Source organism: Enterococcus sp. DIV1094, from assembly GCF_017316305.2.
GTDB classification, from domain to species: domain Bacteria; phylum Bacillota; class Bacilli; order Lactobacillales; family Enterococcaceae; genus Enterococcus_B; species Enterococcus_B mangumiae.
Window position 1 is genome coordinate 2,158,843 of record NZ_CP147250.1, and the last position, 11,951, is coordinate 2,170,793.

The 11,951-nt window shown below is 39.5% G+C and carries 11 protein-coding genes; 8 read left to right on the plus strand and 3 right to left on the minus strand.

The window, feature by feature from the left end; genetic code table 11:
• Positions 1–97 precede the first annotated feature (97 nt).
• The 8 genes from ftsA (at position 98) to ileS (ending at position 8,886) form a co-directional block, all read left to right on the plus strand.
• On the plus strand, positions 98–1,426 hold the full coding sequence (ftsA, locus tag DOK79_RS10315) for a cell division protein FtsA (RefSeq protein WP_206858048.1): 1,329 nt from the start codon (positions 98–100) through the stop codon (positions 1,424–1,426).
• 21 nt (positions 1,427–1,447) lie between these two features.
• Positions 1,448–2,695, plus strand: a complete 1,248-nt coding sequence (gene ftsZ / locus DOK79_RS10320; protein WP_206858049.1) for a cell division protein FtsZ — start codon at positions 1,448–1,450, stop codon at positions 2,693–2,695.
• A gap of 15 nt (positions 2,696–2,710) precedes the next feature.
• Complete coding sequence (locus DOK79_RS10325) at positions 2,711–3,397, plus strand: YggS family pyridoxal phosphate-dependent enzyme (RefSeq protein WP_206858055.1); 687 nt, start codon at positions 2,711–2,713, stop codon at positions 3,395–3,397.
• Positions 3,397–3,999 (plus strand): cell division protein SepF, encoded by a 603-nt coding sequence (locus tag DOK79_RS10330; protein WP_206858057.1) that lies wholly within the window; start codon positions 3,397–3,399, stop codon positions 3,997–3,999. Before DOK79_RS10325 ends, DOK79_RS10330 begins: the two co-directional genes overlap by 1 nt.
• 30 nt (positions 4,000–4,029) lie before the next feature.
• Positions 4,030–4,299, plus strand: a complete 270-nt coding sequence (locus tag DOK79_RS10335) for a YggT family protein (protein WP_206858059.1) — start codon at positions 4,030–4,032, stop codon at positions 4,297–4,299.
• A gap of 33 nt (positions 4,300–4,332) precedes the next feature.
• Entirely contained in the window at positions 4,333–5,115 is a 783-nt protein-coding gene (locus tag DOK79_RS10340; RefSeq protein ID WP_206858061.1) for an RNA-binding protein, read from the plus strand.
• A 20-nt stretch (positions 5,116–5,135) separates the two neighbouring features.
• Complete coding sequence (locus tag DOK79_RS10345) at positions 5,136–5,843, plus strand: DivIVA domain-containing protein (protein ID WP_010735972.1); 708 nt, start codon at positions 5,136–5,138, stop codon at positions 5,841–5,843.
• Between the two features lie 244 nt (positions 5,844–6,087).
• Complete coding sequence (ileS, locus tag DOK79_RS10350) at positions 6,088–8,886, plus strand: isoleucine--tRNA ligase (RefSeq protein ID WP_206858069.1); 2,799 nt, start codon at positions 6,088–6,090, stop codon at positions 8,884–8,886.
• An 81-nt stretch (positions 8,887–8,967) separates the two neighbouring features.
• On the opposite strand, the gene zwf is transcribed toward ileS, so the two are convergent.
• From zwf to DOK79_RS10365, 3 genes are all read right to left on the minus strand, one after another.
• Positions 8,968–10,491, minus strand: coding sequence for a glucose-6-phosphate dehydrogenase (zwf, locus tag DOK79_RS10355; protein WP_206858325.1), 1,524 nt, complete (start codon positions 10,489–10,491; stop codon positions 8,968–8,970).
• Between the two features lie 14 nt (positions 10,492–10,505).
• A complete protein-coding gene (locus tag DOK79_RS10360; protein WP_071865938.1) occupies positions 10,506–11,153 on the minus strand; it encodes a metal-dependent transcriptional regulator in 648 nt (215 codons plus the stop codon).
• Between the two features lie 401 nt (positions 11,154–11,554).
• Positions 11,555–11,899: a DUF4828 domain-containing protein gene (locus tag DOK79_RS10365; protein WP_206858071.1), complete on the minus strand. Its 345-nt coding sequence runs from the start codon at positions 11,897–11,899 to the stop codon at positions 11,555–11,557.
• Positions 11,900–11,951: the final 52 nt, after the last annotated feature.

Genomic DNA, 11,951 nt, shown 5'->3' on the forward strand with positions numbered 1-11,951 from the left:
ATTGGAAACAGTGAATATATCTATAAAGTATATTTTTAAAACGGACGTTATTTGTTCGCATGTATATGGAATAGTTAAGTAGGAGGGAATCCCATTCATGGCAAAAACAGGAATGTACGTAGGCCTTGATATTGGAACGACATCTGTCAAAGTTGTCGTGGCTGAATATATCGACAGCCAAATGAATATTATTGGAGTAGGGAACGCAAAATCAGAAGGGATTAACCGAGGCATCATCGTTGATATCGACAAAACAGTTCAAGCGATACAGCGAGCAGTGCGTCAGGCAGAAGAAAAAGCCGGCATCCAAATCAAAAGTGTAAGTGTGGGTCTACCAGCAAACATGCTTGAAGTAGAAAACTGCCAAGGGATGATTGCAGTAAACGGAGATTCAAAAGAAATCACCGATGAAGATGTCCGTAACGTGGCTTCAGCTGCACTGGTTCGTTCAATACCTCCTGAACGTCAAATCGTGTCAATTTTACCACAGGACTTTACGGTAGATGGATTCGAAGGCATCAAAGATCCTCGCGGGATGATCGGTGTCAGATTAGAAATGTACGGTCTATTATTTACAGGACCAAAAACAATCATTCATAACATCCGCAAGTGTGTTGAGAATGCAGGGTTGATCGTGAACGAATTAGTGATCACACCTTTAGCATTGACTGAATCGATTCTTTCAGATGGAGAAAAAGATTTTGGTACGATCGTGATCGACATGGGTGGCGGACAAACAACCACTGCTGTCATGCACGACAAACAGTTGAAATTCACAAGCCTGGATCAAGAAGGCGGCGAGTTTGTTACAAAAGATATCTCTATCGTTTTGAATACGTCATTCAACAATGCAGAAGCATTAAAAATAAATTATGGGGATGCTTACCCAGAACGTACTTCAGAGCAAGAAGAATTTCCGGTAGATGTGATCGGCCAAACAGAGCCTGTTAGAGTCGATGAGCATTATCTATCAGAAGTGATCTCAGCTCGTATGGAACAAATCTTCAACAAAGCAAAAGAAGCGTTGGATCAAATCGAAGCGTTAGAACTGCCTGGCGGCATCGTTCTAACTGGTGGGGCAGCAAGCCTTCCAGGTGTAGTTGATTTGGCACAGGAAATATTTGGCGTAAATGTAAAACTTTATGTACCAAATCAAATGGGTCTAAGAAATCCGGTATTTACAAACGTGATCAGTATCGTTGATTACTCTGCGAATTTAAGTGAAGTCTATCAATTAGCTAAAATCGCTGTAATGGGTGAATCAGCACCTGTTCATTATACAACCAATGAGCCGGAAGCTCACACATCTTATGAACAATATGATGTGGCAGAAGAAACAACGTATAACGAAGAACCAGAAGAAAAAAAATCTGGGGAAAACGTTACAAGTAAAATCAAAGGATTTTTTACCAATATATTTGATTAATCATCGTGGGAGGAAAAAAACATGGAATTCTCAATTGATAATAACATCAATGACGGCGCAGTAATCAAAGTCATCGGCGTCGGTGGCGGAGGCGGAAATGCTGTAAACCGTATGATTGAAGAAAACGTTAAAGGTGTTGAGTTCATCACTGCCAACACAGACGTACAAGCATTAAAAAATTCAAAAGCAGAAACAGTGATTCAATTAGGCCCTAAATATACACGTGGCTTAGGTGCAGGTTCACAACCAGAAGTTGGTCAAAAAGCAGCAGAAGAAAGTGAACAATCTTTACGTGAAGCACTTGAAGGTGCTGACATGATCTTCATCACTGCTGGTATGGGTGGCGGAACTGGTACTGGTGCAGCACCGATCGTTGCGGGTATCGCTAGAGAATTAGGCGCATTGACAGTAGGTGTAGTGACTCGTCCATTCACATTTGAAGGACCAAAACGTGGTCGTTTCGCCGCTGAAGGAATCGCTCGTTTGAAAGAAAACGTGGATACATTATTGATCATCTCTAACAACCGTCTTCTTGAAGTCGTTGATAAAAAGACACCGATGCTTGAAGCATTCCGTGAGGCAGATAATGTCTTACGCCAAGGTGTTCAAGGTATCTCTGATCTGATCACTGCTCCAGGTTACGTAAACTTGGACTTCGCTGATGTGAAGACAGTTATGGCAAACCAAGGAACTGCTTTGATGGGTATCGGAGTAGCAAGTGGCGAAGAACGCGTGATCGAAGCAACGAAGAAAGCTATCTCTTCTCCATTATTAGAAACATCGATCGATGGGGCAGAACAAGTCCTATTGAATATCACTGGTGGCTTAGATATGACATTGTTCGAAGCACAAGACGCTTCAGACATCGTCGCTAATGCAGCAACTGGCGATGTAAATATCATCTTAGGTACATCGATCAATGAAGAAATGGGCGATGAGATCCGTGTAACGGTCATTGCTACAGGTATTGATGAAACAAAAAAGGAACGAAAGTCTAGTCGTCCAGCTAGACAAACACCAACACAAACGCAATCTTCTGCTCAAAGCAATCGATTAGACATGGACCAAGCAAAACCGATCACTGCTGAAGATGAAAGCAGTTTTGGTGATTGGGACATCCGTCGCGAACAAAATGTTCGCCCTAAAGTGGATGAGTCTAATTATGAAACTATTGAGAAAAAAGAATTTGATACATTCAATCGTGAAGAAACAAAAACAAAAGGTGACGACGAATTGAATACACCGCCGTTTTTCCGTCGTAAAAAATAAAAGGAGGAAGAGCACATGATTGCTGACAACTTGCAGAATATCAAGCAAGACATTCAGGATTCGTGTGCTCTTGTTCATCGTGACCCGAAAGAAGTTACACTAGTAGCTGTTACAAAATCTGTTGGATCGCCCCAAGCAGAAGAATTGATCACTGCTGGAGTGACCCATTGTGCAGAAAATCGTGTCGATAAATTGTTGCAAAAAAAACAAGATTTGCTTAAACATTCTGAAGTAAAGTGGCATTTAATTGGTAATTTACAGCGCAGAAAGGTAAAATTGATTGTAAATGAAATTGATTACTTTCATGCGTTGGACAGTTTAAAATTGGCAGAAGAGATCCAAAAAAGATTAGAAAAGCAGTTAGCTTGCTTTGTGGAAGTGAATGTATCTGGTGAAGCCTCTAAGCATGGTATCTCACCAGATGAACTTCTACCTTTCTTAGAATCTTTAGCAGCCTTTCCTGATATTCAGATAGTGGGACTTATGACTATGGCCCCTAAGGATGCTTCTGCTGAACAAATTCGTAAAGTGTTTGAAACGCTGAGAGAATTGCGTGATCTTGTCCAATCAAAAAAATACACACATGCACCATGTACCGAACTAAGCATGGGGATGAGCCAAGATTTTCAGCTTGCAATTGAAGAAGGAGCTACATTTATCCGTGTAGGAACAGCGCTATTCAAAGACGAGGAGGAAGAATAATGCCACTTTTAAACAGAGGAGCAATTGCTAATTTTTTCGGATTAGCTGATGAAGAAGAGTACGAATACGAAGATTATCCTGAAACACAACAAAAGGTTGCCCCGCAACCAACTAAAACAAAAACACAGTATCAACAACATTCTCCAGCTGTTTCACAGCCGATTGAAAAACAACAACGCTCAACTACGACAACTCGTCCTGTTGGTCGTGAGAATGTGCCGACGAACGAAACAAAGAAAGTAATCGAATTACATCAATCTTCTACAAAAAATACGCAAAAAGAGCAAAGACAAACGAGACCATCCGCGCAACCTAAAACACAATTAGCGGGAAAAATCACAGTGATGGAACCACGTGCTTACTCTGAAGCAATGACGATTGCCAAAAGAATCATTGCAGGAGAAGCAACGTTAGTCAACTTTCGGTTAGTAGAAGAAAAACAGGCGAGACGTATCGTGGACTTCCTAACTGGGACAGTCTATGCATTAGATGGCGATATTAAACGAGTAGGGGATGAGATTTTCTTATGTACCCCTGCTGGTCTGGAAATCGATAGTTCGACGGCTCAATCTTTCGCAGATGGAAGTATGTTTGATCTGTAATGAGGAGGAGCAAACATTTATATTCTTTTTATGTTACTTAATTTAATTTCACGAGCTGCGTACTTTTATAGCATGATCCTAGTAGTCTACGCGTTATTATCTTGGTTTCCTGGTGGATACCAGTCTAATCTCGGACGTATATTAGCAAAAATCTGTGAACCATATATCAGCCTATTTGATCGTTTGCCATTAAGATTTGGACCAATCGATTTTACGATCTTAGCATCGATTGTGATTTTAAATCTGGCCGTGCAAGGATTGGCACATATCGTTGACTGGATTTTGATCATGGCTTTTTAATGTAGAACAAACAGGGATATAGGAGGGAATCAAGTGGATGCGAATGTGTATCAGCATTTCCGAGTAGATGAACGTTCTTTTATCGACTCTGTCGGAGATTGGATCGAACAGGTCCAGAGTCAGTATGCACCTTATCTGACAGAATTTCTTGATCCGAGACAGTGCTACATCTTAGAGACCCTGATTCGCCAAAACAGTGACTTGCGTTTTCAGTTGTATGGTGGATATGAGCAAGCGGAGCGAAAACGTTGCTTGATTTTCCCAGATTACTATGAACCTGTTGACGATGATTTTGAAATGTCATTATATGAAGTCCATTATCCGAGTAAATTCGCCAATTTAAGTCATGGGAAAATTCTAGGCACGCTAGTAGGTACTGGAATCAAACGTTCTTACTTCGGTGATATTATTTCAGATGATGAACGATGGCAAGTGTTCATTGCAAATGAAGTCGATCACTTTGTCGTTAATCAAGTGACTAAGATCGGAAAAGTAGCTGTTCGCTTAGAGGAAATCAAGTATACAGATATGGTCTTGCCAAAAGATAGTTGGACGCAAGAAAGAGGAACAGTGACTTCACTTAGACTGGACAGTGTGATCTCGGAAATCTATAATATTTCCAGACAGCGTTCGAAGCAACTGATCGAAGCAGGAAAAGTAAAAGTCAACTGGACAGAAAATACCAAACCGGACTTTCTACTTGAGTTATTAGACATTGTTTCGATCAGAGGATATGGTAGAATACAAATCCAAGACCTTGAGGGGAAAACGAAAAAAGACAAGTGCAGGGTGTTGTTTGGTGTATTACGTAAATAAAACAAGAAGGTGGTTTACTCATGGCTTTAACTCCATTAGATATTCAAAATAAAACATTCCCAACTAAAATGCGGGGATATAATCAAGACGAAGTAGATGATTTCTTAGATTTAGTTGTTCGTGATTACGAAGAAGTGACACAACGAAACCGTGAATTAGAAAAAGCAGTGAAGCATTCAGAGGAAAAACTTGAATACTTCAATGAATTGAAAGATGCCTTGAATCAATCGATCATCGTGGCACAAGATACAGCGGACAAAGTAAAAACAAGTGCAAGTAAAGAATCAGAAGTGATCGTTACTTCTGCACAAAACAAAGCGGACGAAATGGTTGCAAATGCTGAAAAGCGTGCGCACCAATTAACTACAGATGCAGAAGAAAAAGCACGCCGTATCTTGACAGATGCGACTGAAAAAGCAAGACAATTAGCTACAGAAACAGAAGATTTGAAGAAGAAAACTCGTGTCTTCCATCAACGAATCAGCTTGATGTTAGAGTCACAGCTTGAACAAGTAAAAAGTCCAGAATGGGATGAGATCTTACAACCTTTCTCTAGTTATGTAACAGATAGCCATGAAGTAATCAAAGAAGTTTTGGCAAAACAGCTTGACAATGAAAATGAAAGTGATGTACACTCTGAAACAGGAGTATACGAGTCTCCAGTGACTGCTTTTGATACTCAAGCAATCGACCTTTCGATCATTCCTGGAGAATACGAAGAAGAGTAGAACAGAAAAGCATTTTGACATTCTTAAAGCGAGCCGATGATAGTGTAAGATTGGTAAGACCCTGCAAAGTGAAAGATCCTCTACTTGATTTATTTCTGAACATCAGTAAGAAATAGCGGCTGACCTCGTTATCGGTCTTTGAGAGTTACGATCGTAACTAAATTTGGGTGGTACCACGGCATGTTCGTCCCTAGGATGAGCATGCTTTTTTGCGTTCTGTAAACTATAGTTAAGGAGTGTTTGTATGAAAATGAAAGAAACCTTGCAACTAGGAAAAACAAGTTTTCCTATGCGTGGGAATTTGCCAAACCGTGAAGGTGAATGGCAAAAAGAATGGGAAGAAAATCAAATCTATCAACAAAGACAAGCGTTGAATGAAGGCAAACCAAGCTTCATTCTTCATGATGGCCCTCCATATGCAAATGGAAATATCCATTTAGGGCATTCGTTAAACAAAATCAGTAAAGATATCATCATCCGTTCAAAATCAATGTCAGGTTTTCGCGCACCATACGTACCCGGCTGGGATACACATGGTTTGCCGATCGAGCAAGTATTGACGAACAAAGGGATCAAACGAAAAGAAATGACGATGGCAGAATACTTGGAGAAATGTCGCGAATACGCACTTTCACAAGTAGACAAACAACGTGAAGACTTTAAACGATTAGGAGTAGCTGGGGATTGGGAAAATCCTTATGTGACGTTAGATCCTTCATATGAAGCTGCGCAGATCCGTGTATTTGGTAAAATGTCTGAAAAAGGTTATATCTATAAAGGATTAAAACCGATTTACTGGTCACCATCTAGTGAGTCTTCTTTAGCTGAAGCAGAAATTGAATATAAAGATGTCAAATCTCCTTCAATTTATGTTGCTTTCACTGTCAAAGATGGCAAAGATCTTTTAGGTGAAGACACTGCATTTGTAATTTGGACAACTACACCATGGACATTACCAGCAAACCAAGGGATTGCTGTAAATCCAACATTTACGTATGTTTTAGTCGAAGCAGATGGCCGCAAATTTGTTGTTGCGAAAGATTTATTGGAAACTGTGCAACAAGCTATCGGCTGGGAAGCAGTCAACGTCTTAAAAGAATTCGCTGGACAAGAAATGGAATACATGACAGCGACACATCCTTTCTATGATCGTGAATCTTTAGTGATCTTGGGAGATCATGTAACGTTAGATGCCGGTACTGGCTTAGTTCATACTGCACCTGGACACGGGGAAGATGACTACATTGCTGGAAATCGCTACAAGTTACCTGTAGTTTCACCAGTTGATTCTAAAGGTGTATTCACAGAGGAAGCACCTGGCTTTGAAGGAATCTTTTATGATAAAGCAAATCCAATGATTACTGATTTATTGCAAGAAAAAGGTGCTTTGTTGAAATTGGATTTCTTCACACATAGTTATCCGCATGACTGGCGTACTAAAAAACCTGTCATTTATCGTGCCACACCACAATGGTTTGCTTCAATCAATGACTTCCGTCAAAACATCCTTGATGAAGTTGAAAAAGTTGATTGGATCATTCCTTGGGGTAAAACACGTCTTTTTAATATGGTACGTGATCGTGGCGATTGGGTAATCTCACGTCAACGTGCTTGGGGTGTACCACTACCGATTTTTTACGCTGAAAATGGAGAAGCGATCATTACGCCAGAAACAATTGAACATGTTGCTGAGTTATTTGCGGCCCATGGTTCAATCATTTGGTTTGAAAAAGAAGCGAAAGACTTACTTCCAGAAGGCTTTACGCATCCAGGTTCACCTAATGGCGAATTCACCAAAGAAACAGATATCATGGATGTTTGGTTCGATTCAGGTTCTTCCCATGAAGCAGTTTTACGTCAACGTCCTGAATTATCTTTCCCGGCAGATATGTACCTTGAAGGTTCCGATCAATATCGTGGCTGGTTCAATTCAAGTATTACGACAAGTGTAGCGATCAATGGAGTTGCGCCATATAAATCAGTTCTTTCTCAAGGGTTCACATTAGACGGCGAAGGTCGGAAAATGAGTAAATCTTTAGGTAATACGATCGTTCCAGATAAAGTAATCAAACAATTCGGTGCGGATATTCTACGTCTATGGGTATCTAGTGTGGATTATGAAGCCGATGTTCGTGTATCAATGGATATTTTAGGTCAGGTTGCGGAAGTTTACCGTAAGATCAGAAATACGATGCGCTTCTTATTAGCAAATACGGATGATTTTGATCCGAAGAAAGATGCAGTGGCGTATGAAGAGCGTCGTTCAGTCGATAAATATATGACAGTTCGTTTAAATCAAGTGATCAAAGAAATCCGTGAAGAAGGATATGACAAGTATAACTTTATGCAAATCTATCGTACGGTAATGAATTTCTTAACAGTTGATCTATCTTCTTTCTATCTTGATTTTGCCAAAGATGTGGTTTATATCGAAGCAGAAAATGATTATCAACGTCGTTGCATGCAAACTGTATTCTATGAGACAGCAGTTGCCTTGACTAAATTACTAACGCCGATCATTCCTCATACAGCAGAAGAAATCTGGTCATTCTTAAAAGAAGAGGAAGCATATGTTCAATTAAGTGAATTACCAAGCTATGTTGAATATGCGAACCAAGATGAGTTGTTGGACACATGGACAGCCTTCATGGATTTCCGTGACAAAGTCTTAAAAGCGTTGGAAGAAGCAAGAAATAGTAAATTGATCGGTAAATCATTAGAAGCAAAATTAACGATCTATCCGAATCAACAAGTGGCACATTTATTAACAGCAGTTGCTGCTGATATTCCACAATTATTGATCATCTCACCAGATTACTTTACGATCATGCCAGAAAATACGGAAGCATCTGAAAATGCTTTAGTCTTTGATGATGTGGCAATCTTAGTCGAAAAAGCAGATGGGGAAACTTGTGATCGTTGTCGCCAGATCCGTAAAGATGTTGGTTCCCATGAAAAATTACCACACTTATGCGGACGTTGCGCACAGCTTGTTGAAGAGTTCTATCCAGAAGCAGTTGCAGAAGGTTTTGAAGAGAAATAAGTCAAAAACGACCAAACACATTTTGTGTTTGGTCGCTTTTTTGTATAAAGATTAAAAGTAGCAGACAAAGTGGCTGAATGATCAATCCAACTTGCCACGTTCACGGTACCAATGATCAGGCTGCCAAATCCATTCGAAGCCGTCTTTTTCTAAAAGTTCGAAGGCTGCTTGAGGACCCATGGAACCAGCTTTGTAATTTGGAAAATCTGGTTGTACTTGATCCCAAACTTGACGAATGATATCAACGATATGCCATGATTGTGCAACTTCTTCCCAATGAGAGAAATTGGTACTATCGCCATTTAACGCATCTAGCATCAGTTTTTCATAGGCTTCTGGACTATTTTCGACCATTTCAGCACTATTACGGTATTCTAGTTTGATTGGATCAGTCGCAAAACCTTGGCCGACTTTTTTACCATTCAATGTGAATGAAAAACCTTCTGTTGGTTGGATATAAATCGTCAAGACATTCGGTGGTAATGTCGTGTCATTACATGGTTCATCGATCGATGTTTTAAACACATTGACAGGAACTTGTTTAAAGACGATATTGATACGTGTTCCTTTTTCAGTTAGACGTTTCCCCGTACGTACATAGAAAGGTACACCAGACCAACGGAAATTATCGATCGTGAATTTTCCGGCAACAAATGTTTCAGTTGTCGATTCTGGATCAACATTATCTTCTTCTCGGTATCCTTTGAACGTTTGATCGTCCAATTGTCCTGCGGCATATTGACCTCGGACAAAGTTTTCTAAAACTTCTTCTTTTTCATAAACACGAATCGCTTTTAAGGCTTTGATTTTTTCTGAACGAATTTCTTTTTCAGAAAAAGCGACAGGCGGTTCCATTGCTAATAGCGCCAGTACTTGGAGAATATGGTTTTGGACCATATCTTTTAATGCACCGCTATGGTCGTAGTATCCCCCACGATCTTCGACACCTAAACTCTCGCCAAAAGTGATTTGGATATTATCGATATAGCGGTTGTTCCATTGAGACTCAAAAATATTATTGGCAAAGCGGATCGCAGAAATATTTTGGATCATTTCTTTTCCTAAATAATGGTCGATGCGGAAAATGTCGTCTTCTGGAAAGACTTGACGGATTTTCTCATTTAATTCAAAGGCAGATTGGTAATCAGAACCAAAAGGCTTTTCGATGATCAATCGATTGAATCCAGTCTCTGTAACGATTTTCTGAGATTTCAAATGAGAAACGATCGTACCGAAAAATTGGGGAGCCATTGCTAAATAGTACATCCGATTGCCATTTAAGTGATATTGTTCATCTAAACGATCTGACAATTCTTTCAATGTTTGATAATGAGAAGAATCGTTGACATCATGAGATTGGTAATAAAAATGGCTAGCAAATCGTTCGGCTTCTTCTGGCGAAGGATTCAATGATGCAATCGTTCCTTTGACTACTTCACGGTAGTGTTCGTCACTCCAAGGGCGGCGTGCTGTACCGATCACAGCAAAATGTTCACTCAGGTTGCCTTTTTTGTATAAACGAAAAAGCGAAGGATACAATTTACGTTGTGCTAAATCTCCAGTACCGCCAAATATAGTAAATAATACGTTTTTTTCATTCATTATTTGCGTAATCTCCTTTACAGTTTGTCGACAAAAATTGTACTGGCGGCTTTAAAGCTGACAGGAATTTTTTTGGTTTTATTTTGGATAGTGATTGGCCCTTCATAAGCGGCTACATCAGTTATTTCATAAGTTTCATCAATGTTGACATCAATTGTCACTAAATAGTCTAACAATTCTTTTTCATCAAGGACACGTGCGATCCGTATTTTTGTACCGACGGGGTATGATTCAAGTGTTTGTCGACGCTCTTCATGAACAACTTGTTCCTTCTCAGGGATAATCCCCCCATGAGGACAATGTTTAGGATGATTTAAATAACTTTCTAAATGATCCGCAAGCTGTTCAGAAGTCACATGTTCTAATACTTCTGCATCATCATGTACCTCATTCCAGTTGTAATCTAAATGCTCGACTAAAAAAACTTCCCATAGTCGATGTTTACGTATCAGACTGCTTGCTTTTATCAGCCCGCTGTCAGTTAATTGTACACCTTGATAAGGAGAGTGTTCGACTAATTTTTCTTTTACGAGTTTAGAAATCATTTCGCTTACTGAAGCAGGGGACACTGCTAGGCTAGAAACGATTTGTTTATTGTTGACTTTAGTTGTGTCACCGCCTAATTCCAGAATGATTTTTAAATAATCTTCTCGGTTTGGTGTCATATGCGATCATCCTTTCATGGTAAGAAACCATCACTTGTAAGTGTAACAAAAAAAACACGAATTGACTATTTTATGAGAAAAAAAGTAAGAGCAAATCGAATGATTTTTTTCAGTGATAGTAGCCAATCGATTTCCTATAATTCTAAGGTTTTGTGTGAGGTCATAGATCTAAAAATAAAGCATTCAGCGAACGATTTCTTTTCTCCCATCATAGCATAATCTGATGGGTGATTGTTATCATAAGGAAGTTCTATAAAGGAAACTTGCAAAACAAGACAAATGGTTTAGAAAATGGGGGAGTTTCTAAATCATTTGTCTTGTTTTTATAGTGGAAAAGAAATGCGATTATCTACTGAAGGGATAGAGGGAGAGCGAGCGTCGTATTCAGTCAGCCAGTCTAATTATGATTTTTTTGATAACAAGTAAGCTGAATCATTTGCTTCATCGTACAGTAACATATCATTGTAAGAAAAGGTCAGATAAAAGCCATACTGGTCTCTAACGATCAGTTTTTCAGAGGTAACTTCGACTAACAGCGTACCTAAAGAACGGTCATCAAGCCAAAAAGAATAGTCAGAAGTAATGGTTAATTCATGGTATGTTTGATTTTTATCAACGAATGACCAAGCCCCACAGTATTTAGTCAGGTCATCGACGTGTGCTTCTTTTATTTTACGATCAAGTACTTTTTTCCCAGCAAGTGTCGCGACACCGGCAAGCAGGAAATAGAGGATTCTTTTTTTCATGTGACCACTCCTTTGTCTTTACGTATATTGGAAGCATATTTTGCCTGTTGCT

Excerpts from the sequence above, each read along its gene's own strand:
- ftsA (WP_206858048.1), top strand. The coding sequence starts at position 98 with ATGGCAAAAACAGGAATGTACGTAGGCCTTGATATTGGAACGACATCT.
- ftsZ (WP_206858049.1), top strand. The coding sequence starts at position 1,448 with ATGGAATTCTCAATTGATAATAACATCAATGACGGCGCAGTAATCAAA.
- DOK79_RS10325 (WP_206858055.1), top strand. The coding sequence starts at position 2,711 with ATGATTGCTGACAACTTGCAGAATATCAAGCAAGACATTCAGGATTCG.
- DOK79_RS10330 (WP_206858057.1), top strand. The coding sequence starts at position 3,397 with ATGCCACTTTTAAACAGAGGAGCAATTGCTAATTTTTTCGGATTAGCT.
- DOK79_RS10335 (WP_206858059.1), top strand. The coding sequence starts at position 4,030 with ATGTTACTTAATTTAATTTCACGAGCTGCGTACTTTTATAGCATGATC.
- DOK79_RS10345 (WP_010735972.1), top strand. The coding sequence starts at position 5,136 with ATGGCTTTAACTCCATTAGATATTCAAAATAAAACATTCCCAACTAAA.
- ileS (WP_206858069.1), top strand. The coding sequence starts at position 6,088 with ATGAAAATGAAAGAAACCTTGCAACTAGGAAAAACAAGTTTTCCTATG.
- DOK79_RS10360 (WP_071865938.1), bottom strand. The coding sequence starts at position 11,153 with ATGACACCAAACCGAGAAGATTATTTAAAAATCATTCTGGAATTAGGC.
- DOK79_RS10365 (WP_206858071.1), bottom strand. The coding sequence starts at position 11,899 with ATGAAAAAAAGAATCCTCTATTTCCTGCTTGCCGGTGTCGCGACACTT.